The sequence below is a fragment of the Arenimonas metalli CF5-1 genome, assembly GCF_000747155.1.
Classification (GTDB): Bacteria; Pseudomonadota; Gammaproteobacteria; order Xanthomonadales; family Xanthomonadaceae; genus Arenimonas; species Arenimonas metalli.
The window spans coordinates 58,334-80,318 of sequence record NZ_AVCK01000001.1 but is presented as its reverse complement, the minus strand read 5'-3'; the positions used below and the strand labels follow the sequence as shown (position 1 = coordinate 80,318).

The window sequence follows — 21,985 nt, the reverse complement described above, 5'->3', positions numbered from 1 at the left end:
CACGTTCGGGGTGCCAGCGGCAGGGTCGTCCGCACATTCCTTTCCAGGAGATCCCGCCATGAAGACCCTGATCTCGCTCGCCCTGCTGGGCACGCTCTCGGCCGGAGCTGCGTTTGCGCAGCAAACCACGGGGGCGCGCGTCGATTTCGAAGCCAGCACCGGTCCCGTCACCGTGCAGTCGGTGCAGCCGCCGCTGCCGAACGCCAGCGACTACGACGCCACCGTCGCGCAGCTGGACAAGAATGGCGACGGCGTCGTGGTGCGCGCGGAAGTACCTGAAAGCCACGCCCTCGCCAGCGAATTCCGCCTGGTGGACACCGACCGCAACGGCCGCATCACCGACGCCGAACTCGCCGCCTGGAAGTAACAAAAAAGGGGTCAGAGTAATTTTGCGTTTGAAACGCAAAATTACTCTGACCCCATTTTCTTATTGCGCGGTCCAGCCGCCGTCGATGGGGATGGCGGCGCCGGTGAGGTTGTGCGACTGGCGGCGGCAGAGCCACAGCACCGTGTCGGCGATCTCGGCGGGCAGCGACATGCGGCCGCTGGGCTGCTTCTCGCGCAGCAGTTCGCGCACGCCGGCGTCGCGGTCGCCGCCGACGGCTTCGGCGCGCGCGGCGATCTGCGGTTCGATCAGCGGCGTCTCGACCCAACCGGGGCAGACGCAGTTCACCGTCACGCCACCGGTGTCGCGCGAGCCGGCGCCGGCGTACTCCAGGCCCGCGACCTTGCTCATGCCGACCAGGCCGAACTTGCTGGCGACGTAAGGCGACTTGTTCACCGACGCCACCAGCCCGTGCACCGAGGCTATGTTCACCACCCGCCCGTAGCCGCGCGCGGCCATGCCCGGCAGCGCCAGCCGCATCGTGTGGAAGGCGGCGCTGAGGTTGATGGCGATCAGCTTGTCCCAGGTGGCCGTCGGCATCTCGGCGATGGGCGCGGTGTGCTGCACGCCGGCACAGTTGACCACGATGTCGGCCGGGCCCCATTCCGCCAGCGCCGCCATCATCTTTTCGATGGCGGCGGCGTCGGACAGGTCCGCGTCGAAGTGGCGGGCATCGGGCGCCCCGGCCAGGCGGACGGCATCCACGGCGGCGCCGACCTGCGCGGCGCTGCCCAGTCCATTCACCGCCACCCGTGCGCCGGCGGCGCCGAGGCCCTGGGCGATGGCCAGGCCGATGCCCGAAGTGGAGCCGGTGACGAGGGCGACGCGGCCTTCGAGGAAGCGATCGGTCATGGCGTGGTCCTGGCGGCGAAAGCGAACATCCACCCTAGCAGCGCCTGCCCGGCCGGCGCGTCGTACCAAGGTACGATGCCCTGCCCGGTCGCCATTGCTAAGGTCGGTGCATGAACGCCAAGACCACCCCGCCCTCCCGCCCCCTGCCCGCGCGCACGCCGCCGGCCTGGGACCGCCGCCGCCGCGCGACGCTGGCCTCGATGCTGGCCCTGGCGCTGGCGGGCTGCGCCGGCCACGCCGCGCGCACGCCTTCGCTGGACCTGGACGCGGGCATCTCGCTGCACACCCACCGGGACGGGGACGACCTGCTGACCGCTGGCCTCGGCGAAGCCGGCCTGCGCAGCGCGACCCCGCCCGCCTTCGCCGACCCGGCGCAGCCGACCGCGGCCGAACTGCGCCGGCGCGCGATCTGGACCAACTGGCGCGGCATCGCCGACCTCTCGCCGGGCGGCGGCTACGCCGAGACCTACGGCGCGCTGGCGCCGGTGCCGGGCCGCGAGTACCACGCGCTGGTGCGCCTGCCGGGCCGGAAGCAGCCGCACCGCGTGATGGTGCAGGTGCCCGACGGGTTCGATGCCGGGGCGCGCTGCGTGGTGGTGGCCGCCTCGTCCGGCTCGCGCGGGGTCTACGGCGCGATCGCGCTGGCCGGTGCCTGGGGCCTGCCGCGCGGCTGCGCGGTGGCCTACACCGACAAGGGCGCGGGCACCGGCTACGTGGATACCCGCGATGGCCGCGGTTTCGGCCTCGACGGCCGGCTGGCCGATGGCGACGCGCCGGTGGAGTTCCGCGTTCCGGCCATGGCCGCAGCTGATGGTGCGAACGCCGACGACACCGCGACGCCGGGTGCAACCGTTGCCGCGGGCAGCGCCTCCGGCGGCGCGGCACCGATCGCCGTCAAGCACGCCCACTCAGGCGACAATCCCGAAGCCGACTGGGGCCACCACGTGGCGCAGGCCGCCGAGTTCTCGCTGCAGGTGCTTTCGCTGGCCTATCCGGACGCGGCCCCCTGGACCTTCGACACCACGCGCGTGATCGCGGTCGGCGTCTCCAACGGCGGCGGCGCGGTGCTGCGCGCGGGCGAACTCGGCGGGCCGCACTTCGACGCCGTGTTGGCGGTGTCGCCGAACATCCTGCCCGGCGACGGCGGCCGCCCGCTCTACGACTACGCCAGCGACGCGGCGATCTGGATGCCCTGCGCGCTCAATGCCCGCGCCTTCGACGCCGTCCCGCTGGCGCGGCCCGGCGGCGCATCGTCGACGGCCGGTTTCGCGCGCTGCGCCTCGCTGCGCGCGGCGGGCCTCGTCGACGCCGACGATTCCGCCGCGCAGGCCGAGGCCGCGCGCCGGCACCTGCTGGCCGGCGGCTGGACCGACGAAGCCATCGCCGCGGGCGCGCTGAGCAGCAACTTCGACCTCTGGCGCGCGGTGAACGCCACCTACGCCTCCGCGTACGCGCGCACCGGCCCGGACGCCATGCCCTGCGGCTTCTCCTTCACGGCGCTGGATGCGTCGGGCCAGCCGCGCGCACCCACCGCCGCCGAACGCGCGGCCTGGTGGAGCGACGGCAGCGGCATCCCGCCCGGCAACGGCATCGCGCTGCGCAGCCCGCCGGCCGAAGGCGGCGACCCGACGCTCCCGGGCAACCTCTGCCTGCGCGGGCTTTGGGACGACGCCGGAAGCGCGGTGCGCGCCGGCATCGAGCAGACCCGCGCCGCGCCGCCGCGCGCCGGCCTGCCCGTCATCGTGGTGCACGGCGCCGATGACGGCCTCGTGCCGGAAGCGTTCAGCGGCGCGGCCTACGCGCGCTGGGCGGCGCAGGACGGTGCGGCGATCCGCTACTGGCGCGTTCGCAACGCCCAGCACTTCGACGCCTTCCTCGGCCTGCCGGTGCTGGCGATGCGCTACGTTCCGATGATGCCGTACGGCTATCGCGCGCTGGACGCGGCCTGGGCGCACATCGCCGAGGACAAGCCGCTGCCGGCGGACGCCGACATCGCCACCACGCCGCGCGCATTCGTCGATGGCGCCGTGCAGCCGCTGCGCGCCGAAAACCTCGGCCAAATGCCGTGAACCTGTAGGAGGGCCTTCAGGCCCGAAGCTTTTCGCCGAGAAGCTTCGGGCCTGAAGGCCCTCCTACAGGCAAGACCGATCAGCGGGCCAGCAGGCGGGCCATCACGGACTTCAGCGCGAGCGGCTTCAGCGGCTTGTGCAGCAGCACGCAGCCGGCCGCGGCCACGGCCTCGCGCACGTCGGTGCCGTGGTCGGCGGTGATGACCACGCAGGGGCGCGCCGGCATCACCGTGGCCAGGCGTTCGCGCAGCATCAGGCCGGTCTGGTGGTCGCCGAGGTGGAAGTCGAGCAGCACCAGGTCGGGCGTGGCGGCCGCGACCAGCCGCAGCGCTTCGTCCGCATCGCGCGCGGCCAGCACCTCGCACTGCCAGCCCTGCAGCAGGGCCTGCATGCCGCGCAGCACGTCGGCGTCGTTGTCCACCACCAGCACCCGGCTGCGCGGCGGCTCCGGCGCTGGCGGCTCGGGCGCGGCGGCGGGCGCCGGCGCGGGCGCGGCGCGCGGCACTTCGATCGAGAACACCGTGCCCTTGCCCGGCCACGAACGCAGCTTCAGCGGCAGCCCGAGCAGGCGGGCGACGCGCTCCGCGATGGCGAGTCCCAGGCCCAGGCCCTGCCCGCCGCGGTCGAGCCGACGGAACTCCTCAAAGATCACCGCCTGGTCGGCCTCGGCGATGCCGGGCCCGGTGTCCCACACCTCGATCGCGAGGCGGTCGCCGCGCCGGCGGCAGCCGATCAGGATCCGGCCGCGCGCGGTGTAGCGCACCGCATTGCCGAGGAAGTTCTGCAGCACGCGCCGCAGCAGCTGCGGATCGGTATGCACCCAGGCGCGGCACGCGACGGTGTCGAGCGGCAGCGATTTTTCCGCCGCCAGCACGCGGAACTCCGCCGCCAGCGGCAGCACCAGCTCGTCGAGCCGGAAGGCCTGCGGCTTCGGCGCCATGCCGCCGGCGTCGAGCCGCGAGATATCGAGCAGCCCACCCAGCAGCGACTCAGCCGAGCCCAGCGCACCGTCGATGTTGGCCAGCGCGGCCTGGTGCCCCGGTTCCGACAGCTGCGGCGACAGTGCATGCACGAACAGGTGCGCCGCATTCAGCGGCTGCGCCAGGTCGTGGCTGACCGCGGCCAGGAAGCGGGTCTTTGCGCGGTTGGCGCGCTCGGCCTCGGCCTTGGCGCCGGCCAGTTCCGCGGTGCGCTCGGCGACGCGGTGCTCGAGCGTCTCGGCCACTGACTTCAGTTCCGCCTCGCTGCGCCGGAACGCGGTGACGTCGGTGAAGGTCGCCACGAAACCGCCGCCCGGCATCGGCGTGCCGCGGATCTCGACCACCCGGTCGCCGAAGCGGCGCTCGGTCACGTAGGGCGTTCCGGCGCGCATGTGTTCGATCCGGCGCTGCACCGCGTCGCCCGCCGCCTTGCCCTGGATGCGCCCGCGGGCGACGTTGTGCGCCACCAGTTCGGCCACCGGCACGCCGACCTGCAGCAATTCGGGCGGATAGTCGAACAGCTCGGCGTAAGGCTTGTTCCAGGCCACCAGCCGCAGCTCGGCATCCACCACGCTGATGCCCTGGCTCATGTTCTCCAGCGCCGCCTCCAGCACGCGCTGGTTGAAGCGCAGCGCCTGCGAGGCCTCGCCGACGATGGTGGCGACGGTGTCGAGGTCGCGGCCCTGCTCGCGGCGCGCGGCGTCGAGCAGCAGCCGCGCCGAGGCCGCGCCCAGCACGGCCGCCAGTTCGCGCTCGACCCGCTGCTGCACCTCGGCCGCCACCGCCCCGTCGCCGCTGGCGCCGGCCAGCGCCGCTTCGACCCGCGGCAGCGGCAGGAAGCGCACCGCGACCGCGCGCAGCCCGTCGCGCGTCAGCGTCGCGCCCTGGCCCCGGTCAGGCATCACGTCCAGGCGCGAGGCCAGCGCCCACGTGACCAGCGCACCGGCGACCAGGCTCAGCACGGTCGCGCGCGCGATCCGGCTCCATTCGCCCAATCCGAACATCGCATCCGGCGCCAGCCAGGCCAGCCCGAACGGACCGTCCACCAGCCAGCCGCCGCGATGCGCCGCGGCCTCGGCCAGCGCCGGCACCAGCAGCACCCAGATCCACATCGCCACCGCCGCCAGCAGGCCGATGAGCACCGCGCGCGGCGGCGTCTGCGGCCGCCACACCGCGAAGCCGACCGCCGGCGCCAGCGTTGCCAGGCCCGAGAACGACAGCGCGCCGATGTCCGCCAGCGCATCGCTGCCGGCGATCGCGCGGCTGTACAGCCAGGCCAGCAGCACCACCACCAGGATGCCCACGCGCCGCTGCATCAGCACCGCGCCGCGCAGGTCGGCGCCGCGGCCGCGGCCCAGGCCCCAGGCGCCGCGCACCAGCAGCGGCGCCAGCCAGTGGTTGCTGATCATCACGCTCAACGCCAGCGTCGAGAGGATCACCATGCCCGTGGCCGCGCTCAGTCCGCCGAGGAAGGCCAGCAGCGCCAGCGGCTCCTGGCCCTGCGCCAGCGGCAGCGCCAGCACGTACAGGTCGGAGGGCACGCCCATCGGCGCCAGCAGCGCATCGCCAGCGCGCGCGAGCGGCAGGATCGGCAGCGCGATCAGCAGCATGTACAGCGGGAACAGCCAGCGCGCCGTGCGCAGCTGGCCTTCGTCGCGGCACTCGACCACGCCGACGTGGAACTGGTGCGGCAGCGTGAACATCGCCAGCGCGCCCAGCAGCACCAGCGCCGGGAAGCCGCTGGCGCCATCGGCCGGCGGCGGCACCGGCGGCACCTCGGGCAGGTCGAGGCCGAACCAGACGAAGCCGCCCAGCGCGAGCATCGCGCCGAGCTTGAGCAGCGACTCCAGCGCCATCGCCAGCACCAGCCCGCGGTTGTGCTCGACCGCCGAAGCGCGGCGCGCGCCGAACAGCATCGCGAACAGCGCCATCGCCAGCGCCACGTACAGCGCGCTGTCCTGCCACGGCGGCGGCGACAGGTCGGAAGCGCGCGTCAGCAGCCCGTAGCTCATCGCCACGGCCTTGAGCTGCAGCGCGATGTAGGGAACGATGCCCAGCATCGCCACGAAGGTGACCACCGCGGCCAGCCACGAGTTCTTGCCCAGGCGCGTCGCGACGAGATCGGCGAGCGAAGTGGAGTTGTGTTCGCGCGCCAGCCGCAGCAGCTTCAGCAGGAAGCCAAAGCCGAGCACGTAGAGCAGGATCGTGCCGAGGAAGGTCGGCGGGATCGGCCAGCCCGAGCGCTGCGCCTGCGTCACCGTGCCGTAGAAAGTCCAGGACGTGCAGTACACCGCCAGCGAGAGGCTGTAGACCACGGGCCACTGCTTCGCGAGCAGGCCCGGACGACGCTCGGCCCAGAGCGCGGTGCCGAACAGCAGCCCCAGCCAGACCAGGCCTGCGCCGATGACGAAGGCGTCGGTCAGCACGGCGCGGCGCCCGGGTTCACTCCAGCGGCGCGCCCAGCGCGGCCATGGCCGACGCCAGCCAGCGCAGCTGCGCGCCGCGCCGGGTGTCGTAGTCCGGCCCCGTATAGCCCCACCAGTCCCAGCATGCCTTCGGATTCAGCGGCAGATAGCTCGATCGCGCCTGAGGATACAGCACCACCAGCCCGTGCACGTCGGCCCAGCGGTTGAAGCCCGCCTCGCGCGCGAAGCGGTCGCCGAGGCGGCCGATGTCCTGCTCGCAGCCGTGGAAGACCACCACCGCGCCGCAGGACGCGCCCGCCGCACAGGTTTCCGGAACGTAGAGGAAACCTTCGTCGGCCAGCAGCGGGTCCGCGCCGTCCGGCGCGTGCGCCGACTGGTCGAAGCGCCGCAGCTCCCCGCTGGCCTCCGTCGCCGTGCCGCCGGCCTCGAACAGCCAGCCCAGCACCTGCCCCGCGGCATCGAGGCCGCAGGCGCCCAGGTGCGGCGCGCCGCCGGCCCGACAGTCCACGCCTGCGCGCAGTGTCGGCATCACGTGGCCGAAGTCGCCGTCGCCTTCGAAGCGTAGCTGCAGCGCCTCAACGTCCGTACCCAGCGGTTGGTACACGTCCAGCGCCGCGCGGCTGACGGCCGCGGCCACGGTGCGATCGTGCTGGCCGTGCAGCACCAGCACGCGATCGCCGGCCAGTCCCGCCAATGGCGCCAGCGCACCGGCTTGCGCGCGTTCGCGCACCGCCTCGGCCAGTCGCGCCACGTCCGGCGCCGCCGGCTCGGCCTTCATGCACGGCCCCAGCGCGAGCTCGAGCTTGCCTTCGGCGCAGCCGTAGGGACCGCCCGCGACCAGCGCCGCGCCGGCAAACCGGTCCGAATATGCGAAGTGCACCTGGGTCGCCATGTACGCGCCCGAGGACACGCCCACCACCGCGACCCGCCCGGGGTCGATGGCCAGGCGCGGCAGCGGTGGCGCGGTCTGCGCCGCGCAACCCGCGAGCAGCAGCGCCGCCGCGAACGCGGCCGGCCGCGGCCCTGTCGTAAAAAGACGGGCCGCTTGCGCGGCCCGTTGGGATATTCCCCGGGGAAACTGGTGCATCAGAAGTCGTAGCGGGCCGACAGGCTGTACTGGCGCGGCGGGCCGTAGAAGCCGGTGACCACGCCCAGGGCCGCGTTGAGGTTGTAGCCAGTGGTGCGGTATTCCTTGTCGGTGAGGTTGGTGCCCTGCAGCGAGAAGGACCAGCTGCCGCCGGTGTTCCAGATCACGCCGGCGTTGACCAGGCCGTAGCCGTCCTGGGTGATCGGCAGCGCGCCGGTGCGGACGATCTCGGTGGTGGCGACCACGTCGTCCTGGTAGCTGTAGCCCACGCGCGCCGCCAGGTTGCCGCCCGAAGCCAGGTCGGTGCGGTACTCGACGTTGATCGCGCCCGAGAACTCGGGGGCGTTGGTGAACTCCTGCTCGTCGGCGATGTTCAGGCCGGCGTAGATGAACTCGTCGTACTCGGCGTCGAGGAAGGCCAGGTTGCCGCTGACCAGCCAGTTGCGGGTCGGCAGCCACTGGTACTCGACCTCCAGGCCCTGCACGGTGCCCTTGCCGGCATTGGTGAAGTCGCCGAAGAAGGCATCGTTGGTGCCGTCGCCGTTGCTGTCGTAGCTGGTGAACACCGACAGCTGGATGTCCTCGTACTTGTTGTGGAAGGCCGAGAGGTTCAGGAACAGGCGCTGGTCGAGGAAGGACATCTTGGTGCCCACCTCGAAGCTGTCCACGACCTCGTCGTCGAAGGGCTCGGCCGAGCGCGGCACCGCCGTGGCCTGGGCGCGGATGTTGTAGCCGCCCGACTTGAAGCCGCGGGTGGCCAGGCCGTAGACGAGGATGTCGTCGGTGGCCTGGTAGCCCAGCGAGATCTTCGGCGCCACGTTGGTGAAGTTGATGGTGCGGTCGAAGTCGGCCACCACCGAGATCGGCGTGGTATAGGTGCGGTCGCTGTAGCCGCGGTTGAGCACGTCGGCGCGCTTGTCCTCGTCGGTCCAGCGCAGGCCGGCGTCGAGCTTCCACTTGTTGGTGAGGTCGAAGCTCCAGTCGCCGTAGACCGCGATGGAGTCGGTGTAGACGGTGCCCTGGGTGTCGCCGAACAGCAGGCCGAAGAAGTTGTTCAGCACCTGGCCGCCGGCTTCGCCGTCGAAGTAGTAAACGCCCATCACGCCGCGGGCGCGGCCGCCGCCGTCGTAGTTGAACTGCAGCTCGTGGCTGATCTGCTCGTCGCTGTAGAAGGCCTTGACGTCGGCGATGGTGGCCTGGGTGGTGTCGAAGTCGATGTTGGTCTCGGTGTCCGACTCGCGGCGGGCGCTGACGAACTTGAAGCCCCAGTCATCGCTGATGCGCCAGTTGGCCACGGCCGAGACGCCGGTCATCGAGGTGTCGTTGACGTTGGGCATGCCGTTGCGCACGTCGTAGCGGCTGGCCATCGGCGGCGCGGTCGGCACGAAACGGTTGGCGGAGAGCATCTTGGCGCCGCGCACGCCGGACTGGTCGTCCATCCAGTCGAAGGCCACCTGGATGTTGAAGTCGTCGCTGATGAAGGCGCCGACCTGGGCGCGCGCCGCCAGGATCTCCTTGTCGCTGACTTCCTGGCCGGTGACGGTGTTCTCGCCGAAACCGTCGCGGTGCAGGCTGGCGACCGCGACCCGGGCGCGCAGGGCGTCGGAGCCCAGCGAACCGCCGATGGCGCCCTTCACGTCGAGCTGGCCATAGTTGCCCACGGTGAGCTGGGCCATGCCCTCGGTCTCGGCCGACAGACCGCGCGAGATGTACTTGATGGCGCCGCCGACGGTGTTCTTGCCGTACAGCGTGCCCTGCGGGCCGCGCAGCACTTCCACGCGCTCGACGTCGAACACGTCCAGCAGCGCGCCCTGCGGGCGGGCGATGTAGACGTCGTCGAGGTAGATGCCCACGCCCGGGTCCACGCCCCACAGCGGATCGGACTGGCCGACGCCGCGGATGTAGGCGGTGACGGTGCTGCTCGAGCCGCGGGCGGCGTAGACGGTGAGGTTCGGCACCTGCGCGTCGAGGTCGCCGAGGTCGCGGATGTTGAGCTTGTCGATGCTGTCCGCGGTGAAGGCGGTGACCGCCACCGGAACTTCCTGCAGCGTTTCCTCGCGCTTGCGGGCCGTGACCTGCACCGCGTCGAGGGTCACCGCCTCGCTGGACGGCGCCGCGGCCGGGGCCGACTGGGCCTGCGCCTGCACGGCGGCCAGGGAAAGGGTCAGGCCGATGGCCAGGCTGAGGTGGTTGCGCTTCATTCGTTATCCCCTTGCAACGCGGTGGACAGGCCGGGATGGCCGGATGCCGTGAAGACTATGCGGCGGCCCGGGCCGCCGGCACCTGTACCTTGGTACATGTGGCCGCCGCGGCGGCGGCTGGGGACACTCGGGGCCTTGATCCGAACCGGGGACCGAAGGCATGTCCTTCCTGATCGTGCTCGCCGCGCTGTGCTTCCTGATGCTGGTCGCCTACCGCGGCTACAGCGTCATCCTGTTCGCGCCGGTGGCGGCGCTGGGCGCGGTACTGCTGACCGACCCGAGCCTGGTCGCGCCGATGTTCACCGGCCTGTTCATGGACAAGATGGTGGGCTTCCTGAAGCTCTACTTCCCGGTGTTCCTGCTGGGCGCCATCTTCGGAAAACTCATCGAGGTCTCGGGCTTCTCGAAGTCGATCGTGGCCGCGACCATCCGGCTGTTCGGGCCCGACCGGGCCATGCTGTCGATCGTGGCGGTGTGCGCGGTGCTGACCTACGGCGGCGTGTCGCTGTTCGTGGTGGTGTTCGCGGTGTACCCGTTCGCGGCCGAACTTTTCCGCCAGGCCGACATCCCCAAGCGCCTGATCCCCGGCACGATCGCGCTGGGCGCCTTCACCTTCACCATGGACGCGCTGCCGGGCACGCCGCAGATCCAGAACATCATCCCGACCGGCTTCTTCGGCACCGACACCTGGGCGGCGCCGGTGCTGGGTACGATCGGCGGCGTGTTCATCCTGGCGCTGGGCATGAGCTACCTGGAATGGCGCCGCCGCGTGGCCCTGCGCGCGGGCGAAGGCTATGGCACCGAGCTGAAGAACGAGCCCGCGCCGTTCGCGGGCGACAAGCTGGCCAACCCCCTGGTCGCGCTGCTGCCGCTGGTGCTGGTCGGCGTCAGCAACAAGCTCTACACCGTGCTGATCCCGCGCATCTATGGCGACAGCCACGAGTTCGCGCCCTCGGTGATCGGCAACGCCGCGCCCGTGGTGCAGGAAGTGAGCCGCATCGCCGCGATCTGGGCGGTGGAGGGTGCGCTGCTGACCGGCATCGCCGCGGTGCTGGTGCTGGCCTGGAAGCCGGTGACCGCGCACTTCGCCGAAAGCACCCAGCCCGCGATCGGCGGCGCCCTGCTGGCCTCGATGAACACCGCGTCCGAATACGGCTTCGGCGCCGTCATCGCCGCCCTGCCCGGCTTCCTCGTGGTGGCCAATGCGCTGGGCTCGATCCCGAACCCGCTGGTCAACGAGGCCATCACCGTGACCGCGCTGGCCGGCATCACGGGCTCGGCCTCCGGCGGCATGTCGATCGCGCTGGCGGCGATGGCCGACACCTTCATCGCCAACGCCAACGCCGCCGGCATCCCGATGGAGGTGCTGCACCGCGTGGCCTCGATGGCCAGCGGCGGCATGGACACCCTGCCCCACAACGGCGCGGTGATCACCCTGCTGGCCGTGACCGGCCTGACCCACCGCCAGGCCTACAAGGACATCTTCGCCATCACGATCATCAAGACGCTGGCGGTGTTCGTGATCATCGGCGTGTTCTACGCCACCGGGTGGGTTTGATCAGTCCTTGGTGCGAGTCTTCGAGACCGCGGCCATGATGCCTGCGCCCAGGACGATCAGGCAGGTGATGCCGATGTACAGCGTCGGGATGCCGGCGGTCACCATCGCCCAGGCGATGCCGATGACCACCAGCGTGAGGCCGATCAGGAACAGTGCGAACGACATGGGGCGTCTCCTCTCGGTGGCGCGGCGGGCCTTTGGGTTGCTGGCCTGCCTGCGTGCGACGTTGATAGCAGTGGCTGCCTGAACGCACCGCTAGTTGCCGGTCGCCATGGTCGGGGAGGATTCAGCCTGGCTGGCTACTCCGGCGGCCGCGCCACCGGCAGCGCCCAACCGCGGCGGATCGCGAACAGGCGCAGGCCGGTGCAGGTGACGACGCCGGCCACCACCACGGCCGCCAGGGGCAGGTCCAGCGCCGTTCCGAGCACCACCACGCCGGCGCCGCACAGCGCGGCGATGGCATAGAGCTCGGCCTTGAGCACGGTGGGCACCTGCGCCACCAGCACGTCGCGGATCATGCCGCCGCCGATGCCGGTGAGCATGCCCAGCAGCATCGCGCCGACCGGACCCAGGCCGAAGGCCTGCGCCTTCAGCGCGCCTGCCACGGCGAACACGCCGAGGCCGAGCGCGTCGATGCTCTGCACGGGATTGCGCCAGCGCTCGATGGCACCGGCCCGCCAGAACGTGAGCAAGCCAGCGGCGATCGAAATCGCGACATAGCGCCAGTCCTGCAGCGCCGCCGGCGGCGTCGCGCCGATCATGGTGTCGCGCATCACGCCGCCGCCGTTGGCCGCCACGAAGGACAGCACCAGCACGCCGAACAGGTCGAGCCGGTGCCGCACGCCCACCAGCGCGCCGCTGAGCGCGAACACGAAGGTGCCGACCAGGTCGAGCGTGACGAGCAGATAGTCCATGCGGATCCCCCTTTGGCCGGGCACTTTACCAGCGTCGCCCGGGCCGGGCTCAGTCGGGCACGTGGATCCGCGCCTTGATGTGCTTGAGGTTGGCGACGATGGTGAAGGTCATCACCACCAGCAGCGCCCACGAGCTCCACTTGCCCACGTGCACCACGGCCCAGGCGCCAAACTGGTTCGGGTAGCTCCAGACGTGGAAGAAGGTGCTGATGTTCTCGGCGATCCAGATGAAGAAACCGATCAGCACGAAGGCCAGCAGCAGCGGCATGCGGCGGTCGCGGTCGAGCGGGCGGAACACCACGGTGGAACGCGCGTACAGGCCCAGCGCCGCCGCGGCGAGGTACCAGCGGTAGTCGCCGATGTAATGGTGGGTGAAGAAGTTGGCGTAGATCAGGATGGCCACCAGCGCCGCCATCCAGTGCGGCGGGTGGTGCTGCACGCGCAGGTCGAACAGGCGCCAGGCCTGGATGATGTAGCTGCCCACCGCCGCGTACATGAAGCCGGCGAACAGCGGCACGCCCAGCACCTTGGTCACGCCGCCATCGGGGTAGCTCCAGGAGCCGATCGACGGCGAGGTCTTGAACACCTCCAGCGCGAAGCCCACGGCATGGAACAGGCAGATCGCCTTGAGCTCGTCCCAGGTCTCGAGCTTGGCCAGCAGCATGAAAGCCTGGATCGCCAGCGCCGCGAACAGCAGCACGTCGTAGCGCGCGATGCCGAACAGCCCTTCGCGCGGCACGGTGAACACGGCGGCGAAGAACAGCACCACGAACAGGCAGGCCCGCGCCTCCTTGATGCCGAAGTACAGGAACTCGCGCAGGAAGCGCGGCCATCGTGCGAGCCAGGGGTGTGGCCGCGCGCCCACCAGGTGCTCATCGATCGCCGCCAGGGTGGGGAGGTTCACGGCGGACGGCGGCTCAGGGCTTGGGGATGCGGATCGTCTTGCTGATCATCAGCGAGCCCGACACGGCGTACAGCAGCACCAGCGGGTGCAGCTCCCAGCCCAGGCGCACGCTGCCGAACCAGATGGCGTCGCCGATGCGGCCCTGCCAGGCGGCCACCGCCAGCACGACCACCAGCGCCAGGCTGGTCGGGATCGGCGTGCCTTCGAAGTAGCGCACCTTGCCCTCGTCGCCGGTGAGCGACTCGGCGGTGACGTTGTAGCGCGCCAGCCGGCTCACGCCGCAGCAGACGAAGTAGGACAGCACCACCCAGTCCCAGCCGCCCTGCATGCCGCAGGCGTAGGCCAGCGCCGCGGGCGCGACGCCGAACGAGATCACGTCCGACAGCGAGTCGAGTTCGCGGCCCAGCGTGGACGCGGTGTGCCGATGGCGCGCCACCCAGCCGTCGAGCGCATCGAAGATGAAGGCCAGCGGGATCAGCGCCATGCCCCACAGCAAATCCGCCGTGCGCCCGTCCTGCAGGAAGCGCATCGCGGCGAAGACCGCGCCGGTGCCGCAGAAGGCATTGCCCAGCGTCAGCCAGTCGGCCAGGTGGAACCCGCGGATCATCGAGAAGTGGCGCTTCATGGCTCGGTGCCCGCGGCGTCATCGGGGCGCGCCCCGACTTTCAGGTCGAAACAGGTCGTGCCGATGCCGTGGGGAAACCGCTTGTCGAGGAAGCGGCTGGTCGCCGTCTTCGAGGAATCGGTGACGAACGTGGCACAAAGGCGAAAGCTGCGGTCGCTGGTCACGGTGTACCCGTAGGGCTCGTCGGTCACCGGATCGGCGACCGCGATGCGCACGCCGGGCCGGGATGCCAGCACCCCGAGGTCCGCAGGCAGCGCGCCGTTCTCCTCCCGATACTCGCGGATGGCTGAATCCAGGCGGGCAAGATTTTCCTGGCGACGCTCGTCCAGCCGCAGGTCGCGCTGGGCGCCCGGCGCACCGATGGTCCACAGCCCCGCGCCCAAGGCCAGCACGACCACTCCCGTGGCCACGATGAGCAGCAGGCGACCCGGCCGGGCGGCGCTCACGCGTCCGCCTCGTCGCGACGCAGGTCCCACAGGTAGTACCCGAGCACCGAGCCGGCGATGGCCAGCACCACCGCCACCTTGAGCAGGAAGCGCAGCGATGCCTCGCCCGACAGCAAGCCGTCGACGAGCGCGATCATGTCGCCGAGCAGCACGCAGGCCGCCACGAACAGCGTGAGGTAAGTCAGCCACCGCCGCACCACCGACAGCCGCTTGGCGGGATGGCTGCGCTGCTCCCTTGCGACCAGGTTGGCCAGGAACAGGAACACCGGGAACGAAATGATCAGCGCGGCCGTGGAGAACCGGATCGAATCCGGCAGCTGGGCCGCGCGGTACTCGTTGTCCGCCGGATCCGGCAGCCTGAGGTTGAGCAGGTCGAACAGCAGGCTGCCGAGGTGGTACGCGAACAGGTAAAGCGTCACGAACAGCGTCAGGTACAGGAACGCCTCGCGCGCGGACAGATAGGCCCGCGGGCGCGGCACCGGCACCGGGAAGGCCTGGTCGGCATACACCGACAGCGCCGCCCGCGCCTGTTCCTGCGGCCAGCCGGCCGTCACCAGCGCCTGCTCGATCTCGCCGCGCGGCAGGCCACGGACCAGCGCATCGCGCACGAAGACATCCAGATCCTGGGACGCATTGGCCATGGTGTGCTCGGCTGGGGGGGACGCCAAGACTCTACCAGCGCTCGCTTCCCTGTAGGAGGGACTTCAGTCCCGAAGCTTTTCGGCGAAGGGCTTCGGGACTGAAGTCCCTCCTACAGGGAGCGGACAAAGAAAAAGCGGGCCGAAGCCCGCTTTCTCGTGTGCTGCGTGGAAGCGGGGGCTCAGACGCCCTCGCCCTCCTCGACGGCCTTGATGGACAGGCGGATGCGGCCCTGCTTGTCCACTTCCAGCACCTTGACCTTGACCAGGTCGCCTTCCTTGAGCTTGTCCGAGACCTTCTCGACGCGCTCGTTGGAGATCTGCGACACGTGCACCAGGCCGTCCTTGCCCGGGGCGATGGTCACGAAGGCGCCGAAGTCCATGATCTTGGCGACCTTGCCCTCGTAGATGCGGCCCGGCTCGACGTCGGACGTGATCTGCTCGATGCGCGCCTTCGCGGCCTGGGCGGCGGCGGCGTTGACCGAGGCGATGACGATGGTGCCGTCGTCCTGGATGTCGATCTGGGTGCCGGTTTCCTTGGTGATGCCCTGGATGGTCGCGCCACCCTTGCCGATCACTTCGCGGATCTTGTCCGGGTGGATCTTGATGGTCAGCAGGCGCGGCGCGTACTCGGACAGCTCCGAGCGCGGCGCGGTGATGGCCTTCGCCATCTCGCCGAGGATGTGCAGGCGGCCCTGCTTGGCCTGGGCCAGCGCGACCTTCATGATCTCTTCGGTGATGCCGTCGATCTTGATGTCCATCTGCAGGGCGGAGATGCCGCCCTCGGTGCCGGCGACCTTGAAGTCCATGTCGCCGAGGTGGTCTTCGTCACCCAGGATGTCGGACAGCACGACGTAGTCGCTGCCTTCCTTCACCAGGCCCATCGCGATGCCGGCGACCGGCGCCTTGATCGGCACGCCGGCGTCCATCAGGGCCAGCGAGGAACCGCAGACCGAGGCCATCGACGAGGAACCATTCGACTCGGTGATCTCCGAGACGACGCGGATGGTGTACGGGAACGACTCCATCGACGGCATCACGGCCTGGACGCCGCGGCGGGCAAGGCGGCCGTGGCCGATCTCGCGACGCTTCGGGCCCATCATGCGGCCGGCTTCACCGACCGAGTACGGCGGGAAGTTGTAGTGGAACAGGAAGTGGTCCTTCGACTCGCCTTCGACGGCGTCGATGATCTGGCCGTCGCGCGCGGTGCCGAGGGTGGCGACCACGATGGCCTGGGTCTCGCCGCGGGTGAACAGCGAGGAGCCGTGGGTGCGCGGCAGCACGCCGGTCTTCACGGTGATCGGGCGCACGGTGTCGAGCGCGCGGCCGTCGATGCGGACCTTGGTCTTGAGCACGGAGTCACGCATGGTGCTGTACTCGAACTCGCCGAATTCCTTCGACAGCTCGGCCAGGTTCCAGCCGTTGGCCTCGGCCTGCGGCTTCAGCGACTCGATGACTTCCTTCTTGAGCGCCGAGATGGCGTCGCGGCGGGCCAGCTTGTCCTTGATCTGGAACGCAGCGGCCAGCTTGTCGCCGATGGCGGCCTTGAGCGCGTCGATCGGGGCCTGCGCCTTCTCGGCCGCCTTCCAGTCCCAGCGGGTGACGCCGACTTCGGCGACCAGCTCGTTGATGGCCTTGATGACGGTCTGCAGCTGCTGGTGGCCGAACATCACGGCGCCCAGCATCACGTCTTCGCTCAGCTCCTTGGCCTCGGACTCGACCATCAGCACGGCGCCCGCGGTGCCGGCGACGACCAGCTCGAGGTCGGAGGTCTTGAGTTCGGTAGTGGACGGGTTGAGCAGGTACTTGCCGTTGGCATAGCCGACCTTGGCGGCGCCGATCGGGCCCGCGAACGGGATGCCCGACAGGGCCAGCGCGGCGGAGGCGCCGATCAGGGCCGGGATGTCGCCGTGGATCTCGGGGTTCATCGACATCACGGTGGCGATGACCTGGACTTCATTGCGGAAGCCCTCGGGGAACAGCGGGCGGATCGGGCGATCGATCAGGCGGGAAACCAGGGTCTCGCGCTCGGTCTGGCGACCCTCGCGCTTGAAGAAGCCACCCGGGATGCGGCCGCCGGCGTAGAACTTCTCGATGTAGTCGACGGTGAGCGGGAAGAAGTCCATGCCTTCCTTCGCGTTCTTGTTGCCGACCGCCGTCACCAGCACGACGGTGTCGTCGAACTTGACGATGACCGAGCCACTGGCCTGGCGGGCGATCTCGCCCGTCTCGAGGGTGACCTGGTGCTGACCGTACTGGAACGTCTTGGTTACTTTCGCCACGATGATGTTTTCCTCTTTTCGGATTCAGTCCGACGGGCACCCTGCCCGGCGGGGTGCATCCGGGGATTTCGAAGCCCCCAAATGCAACGCGGCGCATCTCTGCGCCGCGTCTTTATTGCTTGCCTTAGCGGCGCAGGCCCAAGCGCTCGATCAGCGTCTGGTAGCGCGCCTGGTCCTTCTTCTTCAGGTAACCCAGCAGCGAACGGCGCTGGTTGACCATCTTGAGCAGGCCGCGGCGGGAGTGGTGGTCCTGCTTGTGCGCCTTGAAGTGGTCGGTCAGGTGGTCGATGCGGGCGGAGAGCAGGGCGACCTGGACTTCCGGCGAGCCGGTGTCGTTGGGGACGCGCTTGAACTCTTCGATGATCTTGGCGGAATCGATGGACATGGTGTTTTCTTCTCGGTGATGCGCAGCCTGCAGGAACGTCGCCAGGATTGGCGCCGCACCGCGTGGCCCGCCGGTTGGGAGGTGCTTGTGAAAGCCGCGAAAGTTTAACGGAAGGCGCCTTTGCGGACAAGGCTTTAGGCGGCGCGGCCTGGTCCGGGCGCGGGCTTCAGGAGGCAGAAGCCCAGCGGAACAGGCGCTTGGGCCAGAGTTGGCCGTCTTCACGCCACTCGCCGAGGCCCAGGGAGCGGCCGGATTCGTCCAGCAGGTTCACGGTGAAGGGCTTCGGGCCTGAAGGCCCTCCTACAGGGACCTCGTCCGCCCCCTGTAGGAGGGACTTCAGTCCCGAAACGGCCTGGCCTTGCCCCAACCGGCGGGCCTGGTCCGGCTCCACCACCACGGCCGGCCAGTGCGCCAGCCCGGCCTCCACGGGCAGCAACAGGGCCTCCAGCGCGCCCTCCCCGCCCGCCGCGGCCGTGGCCTCGAGGGCCTCGAAGGGGTGCATGACCGGCGGATTGAACGGCTCCACCCAGGTCCGGCGCAGCGCCGTGATGTGGGCGCCGCAGCCCAGGGCTTCGCCCAGGTCGCGGGCCAGGCTGCGGATGTAGGTGCCCGAGCCGCAGGTCACGGCCAGGCGCAGGCGGTCGCCGTCCAGCGCCAGCAGGTCGATGGCTTCGACCTCGACCTCGCGCTCGGCGACCTCGATGGCCTCGCCCCGGCGGGCCTTGGCGTACAGCGGCTCCCCGCCCTGCTTCAGGGCCGAATAGATCGGCGGACGCTGCAGGATCCGGCCGAGGAAGGGGCTGAGCGCCGCCTCCACCGTGGCGCGGTCCAGCGCCGGCACCGGCCGCTCGCGCAGCACCAGGCCGTCGGCGTCGTCGGTGTCGGTGACCTGGCCCAGCCGCACTTCGGCCTCGTAGGCCTTGCGGCCACCCAGCAGCAGGCCGGCGATCTTGGTGGCCTCGCCGAAGCACAGCGGCAGCAGGCCGGTGGCCAGCGGGTCGAGCGCGCCGGTGTGGCCGCCCTTCTCGGCGCGGAACAGGTGGCGCACGCGCTGCAGGGCCTGGTTGGAACTCAGGCCGGCGGGCTTGTCGAGCAGCAGGATGCCGTCGAGCGGGCGGAAGACGGTGCGGCCCACGCGCGGGGCTCAGTCTTCGGCGGGGCCGGGCGGGTTGTCGCGCAGCAGCTGGTCGATGCGCTCGCCCTTGTCGACCGAATCGTCGTAGAAGAAATGAATCTCGGGCACGTGGCGCATGCGCACGGCCTGGCCCAGGCGATAGCGCAGCTCGGGCGCGATCTCCTTCAGGCCCTTCACCGCGGCCGGGCCCTGCTCGCCGATCAGCGCGGTCACGAAGACCTTGGCATGGGCCAGGTCGCGCGTGACCTCGACGTCGGACACGCTGACCGAGGGCAGGCCGAACTCACGCACGGCCTGGTGCACGATCTGGCCGATGTCGCGCCGCAGCTGGGCCGCGACGCGGTCGGTGCGATGGAAGCTCTTCTTCGCCATGGGCTCGCGCGCGCCTTACAGCGTGCGCTGGACCTCGATGCGCTCGAAGCATTCGATCTGGTCGCCCGGCTGCACGTCGTTGTAGGCCTTCACCGCGATGCCGCACTCGGTACCCGAGCGGACTTCCTCGACGTTGTCCTTGAAGCGACGCAGCGACTCCAGCTCGCCTTCGAACACCACGACCGAGTTGCGCAGCACGCGGATCGGCTTGCTCTTGCGCACGGTGCCCTCGATGACGAGGGAACCGGCGACCGCGCCGAACTTCGAGCTGCGGAACACGTCGCGGACCTCGGCGATGCCCAGGATCTCCTCGCGGATCTCCACGCCCAGCAGGCCGGAAGCAACCTGCTTCACCTGGTCGATGACGTCGTAGATGATCGAGAAGTAGCGCAGGTCGAGGCCATTGGTCTCGATGATGCGGCGGGCGCTGGCGTCGGCGCGGACGTTGAAGCCGATGATCACGGCCTTCGAGGTCGCGGCCAGGGTGGCGTCGGACTCGGTGATGCCGCCCACGCCCGAGCTGATCACGTTGATCTTGATCAGGTCGTTCGACAGCGCCACCAGGGCCTGGCGCAGCGCTTCGACCGAACCCTGCACGTCGGCCTTGACCAGCAGGTTGAGGTTGGCCTGGTCCTTGTCCTGGCCCATCGAGGCCATGATGTCTTCCATGCGCGAACCGGCGGTGGCGACCAGGCGCGACTCGCGGCGCTTGGCGTCGCGCTGCTGCGCGACTTCCTTGGCCAGGCGCTCGTCGGCCACGACCACGAAGTCGTCGCCGGCGTCGGGCACGCCCGACAGGCCCAGCACCTGCACCGGGATCGACGGCTCGGCCTGGTCGGTCTGCTTGCCGTTCTCGTCGAACAGCGCGCGGACGCGGCCGTAGTGCACGCCGCAGACCAGGTAGTCGCCCTTCTTCAGGGTGCCCTGCTGCACGAGCACGGTGGCGACCGGGCCGCGGCCCTTGTCGAGCGCGGATTCGATGACCACGCCGGTGGCGCGGGCGTCGTACACGGCAGTGAGCTCCATCACCTCGGCCTGCACGGCGATGGCTTCGAGCAGCGCGTCCACGCCCATGCCGGTCTTGGCCGAGATCGGCACGAACTGCACGTCGCCGCCCCACTCTTCCGGCACCACTTCGAGCTTGACCAGGCCCTGCTTGACGTTGTCCGGGTTGGCTTCCGGCTTGTCCATCTTGTTCACGGCGATCAGCAGCGGCACCTTGGCGGCGCGCGCGTGGTTCACCGCTTCCACCGTCTGCGGCATCACGCCGTCGTCGGCCGCGACCACCAGCACCACGATGTCGGTGAGCTTGGCGCCGCGGGCGCGCATGGCGGAGAACGCCGAGTGGCCCGGGGTGTCGAGGAAGCTGATGACGCCGCGGTCGGTTTCGACGTGGTAGGCGCCGATGTGCTGGGTGATGCCGCCGGCTTCGCCGGTGGCCACCTTGGTGCGGCGGATGTAGTCGAGCAGCGAGGTCTTGCCGTGGTCGACGTGGCCCATGATGGTGACCACCGGCGGGCGGGTCTTGCGCTCGCCCTGCACGTCTTCCTGGTGCGCGACCAGCGCGATCTCGGCGTCGTCCTCGTTGGCCTTGCTGGCGCGGTGGCCGAGCTCCTCGGTCACCAGCACCGCGGTGTCGTGGTCGATGACCTGGTTGATGGTGGCCATCACGCCCATCTTGAACAGCGCGCGCACCACTTCGCCGCCCTTCATGGCCAGCTTCACGGCCAGGTCGGCCACGGTGATGGAATCACCGATGTAGACGTCGCGGACGATCGGCGCGGTCGGGCGCGAGAAGCCGTGGGCGCCGCTGGCGGTGCGCGAGGGCTCCGGGCCGCGCATCTTGGTCTTCTTGCGGTTGCCGGCGGCGCCGCGACGGGCGCGCTCGGAATCGGTGAGGTGCAGCTGGCCGGCCGCGAAGCGGCTGGCCTGGCCCTCGTCGCCCTCGTTGTCGACCATCGCGTGCGAACCGCGCACGGTCTTGCCCTTCGGCGGGGTCTGCTTGGCGGCGCCGGGACCCGGCTTGTTCGGGCCCGACGGGGCCGGGCGCGCAGGCGCCGGGGCCGGCTTGGGCGCGACCGGACGGGCCTTGCGCGGCTCGTGGATGATGATCTGGCCGACCGGGCCCGGCGCGGGGACGCGCGGCGCAGGCTTGGGCGGCGCGACTTCGATTTCCTCTTCGAACTCCGGCGCTTCCGGCTCGACCACCACCGGCGCGTTGCGCGCGGCTTCCTCGGCCTTCAGGCGGGCTTCCTCGGCGTCGCGCTCGAGCTTGCGCTTGCGGTCGGCTTCGCTGAGCGCGGCCAGTTCGGCGTCGTTGCGGGCCTTGGATTCCTCGAGCTTGCGCAGGGCTTCCTGGCGCTCGTCGGTCACCGGCGCCTCGGCCTCGTCGCGCTTGACGTAGGTGCGCTTCTGGCGGACCTCGACGGTGACCGTGGACTTGGTCTTGCCGGCGCTGACGGTCAGCTCTTCCTGCTTGCGTCGCTGCAGGGTGATCTTCTTGGGCACGGCTGCTTCCGCCGGCTTGTCGTCCTTGCCGTGGGTGCGGCGCAGGAAGCCGAGCAGCTTCATCTTCTCGGTGCTGCTGACCACCTGGTCCGGCCCGCTGAAGGTCATGCCCGCACCCGCGAGCTGCTCGAGCAGCTTCTCGGTGGGCATACCCAGCACTTTGGCCAGCGAAGCAACGGTGACTTCAGACATTGGTTGGTGATTCCTTGGGGCGGCGC

The 21,985-nt window shown here is 70.4% G+C and carries 18 protein-coding genes; 3 read left to right on the top strand and 15 right to left on the bottom strand.

Annotation, left to right across the window (positions count from 1 at the left end):
• Positions 1–58 precede the first annotated feature (58 nt).
• Complete coding sequence (locus tag N787_RS00385) at positions 59–367, top strand: EF-hand domain-containing protein (protein WP_052574977.1); 309 nt, start codon at positions 59–61, stop codon at positions 365–367.
• 60 nt (positions 368–427) lie between these two features.
• Here the strand turns inward: N787_RS00385 and N787_RS00380 are convergent, their stop codons facing one another.
• On the bottom strand, positions 428–1,237 hold the full coding sequence (locus tag N787_RS00380) for a 3-hydroxybutyrate dehydrogenase (RefSeq protein ID WP_034209944.1): 810 nt from the start codon (positions 1,235–1,237) through the stop codon (positions 428–430).
• 110 nt (positions 1,238–1,347) lie between these two features.
• Here N787_RS00380 and N787_RS00375 point away from each other — a divergent pair, with 110 nt between their 5' ends.
• Positions 1,348–3,306: a 3-hydroxybutyrate oligomer hydrolase family protein gene (locus N787_RS00375; RefSeq protein WP_156968841.1), complete on the top strand. Its 1,959-nt coding sequence runs from the start codon at positions 1,348–1,350 to the stop codon at positions 3,304–3,306.
• Between the two features lie 79 nt (positions 3,307–3,385).
• Here N787_RS00375 and N787_RS00370 read toward each other — a convergent pair whose 3' ends face one another.
• The 3 genes from N787_RS00370 to N787_RS00360 are packed head-to-tail and all read right to left on the bottom strand — an operon-like array spanning position 3,386 to position 10,000.
• Positions 3,386–6,712 (bottom strand): hybrid sensor histidine kinase/response regulator, encoded by a 3,327-nt coding sequence (locus tag N787_RS00370; RefSeq protein ID WP_034209943.1) that lies wholly within the window; start codon positions 6,710–6,712, stop codon positions 3,386–3,388.
• A 16-nt stretch (positions 6,713–6,728) separates the two neighbouring features.
• Positions 6,729–7,799, bottom strand: a complete 1,071-nt coding sequence (locus N787_RS00365) for an extracellular catalytic domain type 2 short-chain-length polyhydroxyalkanoate depolymerase (protein WP_084590545.1) — start codon at positions 7,797–7,799, stop codon at positions 6,729–6,731.
• Positions 7,799–10,000: a TonB-dependent receptor gene (locus N787_RS00360; RefSeq protein WP_034209942.1), complete on the bottom strand. Its 2,202-nt coding sequence runs from the start codon at positions 9,998–10,000 to the stop codon at positions 7,799–7,801. The genes N787_RS00365 and N787_RS00360 overlap by 1 nt, the downstream gene beginning before the upstream one ends.
• Before the next feature lie 160 nt (positions 10,001–10,160).
• Here N787_RS00360 and N787_RS00355 point away from each other — a divergent pair, with 160 nt between their 5' ends.
• Positions 10,161–11,558: a GntP family permease gene (locus N787_RS00355; protein WP_034209941.1), complete on the top strand. Its 1,398-nt coding sequence runs from the start codon at positions 10,161–10,163 to the stop codon at positions 11,556–11,558.
• On the opposite strand, the gene N787_RS15085 is transcribed toward N787_RS00355, so the two are convergent.
• The 11 genes from N787_RS15085 to infB all read right to left on the bottom strand — a co-directional run bounded on the left by N787_RS15085 (position 11,559) and on the right by infB (position 21,959).
• Positions 11,559–11,723: a hypothetical protein gene (locus N787_RS15085; RefSeq protein WP_034209940.1), complete on the bottom strand. Its 165-nt coding sequence runs from the start codon at positions 11,721–11,723 to the stop codon at positions 11,559–11,561.
• A 134-nt stretch (positions 11,724–11,857) separates the two neighbouring features.
• Positions 11,858–12,472 (bottom strand): trimeric intracellular cation channel family protein, encoded by a 615-nt coding sequence (locus N787_RS00345; protein ID WP_034209939.1) that lies wholly within the window; start codon positions 12,470–12,472, stop codon positions 11,858–11,860.
• Between the two features lie 49 nt (positions 12,473–12,521).
• On the bottom strand, positions 12,522–13,376 hold the full coding sequence (locus tag N787_RS00340; RefSeq protein ID WP_211252111.1) for a DUF817 domain-containing protein: 855 nt from the start codon (positions 13,374–13,376) through the stop codon (positions 12,522–12,524).
• A 13-nt stretch (positions 13,377–13,389) separates the two neighbouring features.
• On the bottom strand, positions 13,390–14,001 hold the full coding sequence (gene pssA, locus N787_RS00335; protein WP_034209938.1) for a CDP-diacylglycerol--serine O-phosphatidyltransferase: 612 nt from the start codon (positions 13,999–14,001) through the stop codon (positions 13,390–13,392).
• Positions 13,998–14,447: a hypothetical protein gene (locus tag N787_RS00330; protein WP_034209937.1), complete on the bottom strand. Its 450-nt coding sequence runs from the start codon at positions 14,445–14,447 to the stop codon at positions 13,998–14,000. Before N787_RS00330 ends, pssA begins: the two co-directional genes overlap by 4 nt.
• Positions 14,444–15,088 carry a DUF5671 domain-containing protein gene (locus N787_RS00325; RefSeq protein WP_034209936.1) on the bottom strand — a complete coding sequence of 215 codons (645 nt, stop codon included), beginning with the start codon at positions 15,086–15,088 and terminating at the stop codon, positions 14,444–14,446. Before N787_RS00325 ends, N787_RS00330 begins: the two co-directional genes overlap by 4 nt.
• Before the next feature lie 179 nt (positions 15,089–15,267).
• Complete coding sequence (pnp, locus tag N787_RS00320) at positions 15,268–17,367, bottom strand: polyribonucleotide nucleotidyltransferase (protein WP_034209935.1); 2,100 nt, start codon at positions 17,365–17,367, stop codon at positions 15,268–15,270.
• Positions 17,368–17,491: 124 nt separating this feature from the next.
• Positions 17,492–17,752 (bottom strand): 30S ribosomal protein S15, encoded by a 261-nt coding sequence (gene rpsO / locus N787_RS00315; RefSeq protein WP_034209934.1) that lies wholly within the window; start codon positions 17,750–17,752, stop codon positions 17,492–17,494.
• A 166-nt stretch (positions 17,753–17,918) separates the two neighbouring features.
• The gene (gene truB / locus N787_RS00310) at positions 17,919–18,887 is read right to left on the bottom strand and encodes a tRNA pseudouridine(55) synthase TruB (RefSeq protein ID WP_034209933.1); all 969 of its coding nucleotides are present in this window, start codon (positions 18,885–18,887) and stop codon (positions 17,919–17,921) included.
• A gap of 9 nt (positions 18,888–18,896) precedes the next feature.
• The gene (gene rbfA / locus N787_RS00305) at positions 18,897–19,259 is read right to left on the bottom strand and encodes a 30S ribosome-binding factor RbfA (RefSeq protein ID WP_034209932.1); all 363 of its coding nucleotides are present in this window, start codon (positions 19,257–19,259) and stop codon (positions 18,897–18,899) included.
• A 15-nt stretch (positions 19,260–19,274) separates the two neighbouring features.
• Positions 19,275–21,959, bottom strand: a complete 2,685-nt coding sequence (gene infB, locus N787_RS00300) for a translation initiation factor IF-2 (protein ID WP_034209931.1) — start codon at positions 21,957–21,959, stop codon at positions 19,275–19,277.
• Positions 21,960–21,985 lie beyond the last annotated feature (26 nt).

Bases quoted from the DNA above. Each gene is read 5' to 3' on its own strand.
- N787_RS00355 (WP_034209941.1), top strand. From the start codon at position 10,161: ATGTCCTTCCTGATCGTGCTCGCCGCGCTGTGCTTCCTGATGCTGGTC.
- N787_RS00325 (WP_034209936.1), bottom strand. From the start codon at position 15,088: ATGGCCAATGCGTCCCAGGATCTGGATGTCTTCGTGCGCGATGCGCTG.
- rbfA (WP_034209932.1), bottom strand. From the start codon at position 19,259: ATGGCGAAGAAGAGCTTCCATCGCACCGACCGCGTCGCGGCCCAGCTG.
- N787_RS00380 (WP_034209944.1), bottom strand. From the start codon at position 1,237: ATGACCGATCGCTTCCTCGAAGGCCGCGTCGCCCTCGTCACCGGCTCC.
- N787_RS00360 (WP_034209942.1), bottom strand. From the start codon at position 10,000: ATGAAGCGCAACCACCTCAGCCTGGCCATCGGCCTGACCCTTTCCCTG.
- N787_RS00375 (WP_156968841.1), top strand. From the start codon at position 1,348: ATGAACGCCAAGACCACCCCGCCCTCCCGCCCCCTGCCCGCGCGCACG.
- rpsO (WP_034209934.1), bottom strand. From the start codon at position 17,752: ATGTCCATCGATTCCGCCAAGATCATCGAAGAGTTCAAGCGCGTCCCC.
- N787_RS00385 (WP_052574977.1), top strand. From the start codon at position 59: ATGAAGACCCTGATCTCGCTCGCCCTGCTGGGCACGCTCTCGGCCGGA.
- N787_RS00365 (WP_084590545.1), bottom strand. From the start codon at position 7,799: ATGCACCAGTTTCCCCGGGGAATATCCCAACGGGCCGCGCAAGCGGCC.
- pssA (WP_034209938.1), bottom strand. From the start codon at position 14,001: ATGAAGCGCCACTTCTCGATGATCCGCGGGTTCCACCTGGCCGACTGG.
- infB (WP_034209931.1), bottom strand. From the start codon at position 21,959: ATGTCTGAAGTCACCGTTGCTTCGCTGGCCAAAGTGCTGGGTATGCCC.
- N787_RS15085 (WP_034209940.1), bottom strand. From the start codon at position 11,723: ATGTCGTTCGCACTGTTCCTGATCGGCCTCACGCTGGTGGTCATCGGC.
- N787_RS00345 (WP_034209939.1), bottom strand. From the start codon at position 12,472: ATGGACTATCTGCTCGTCACGCTCGACCTGGTCGGCACCTTCGTGTTC.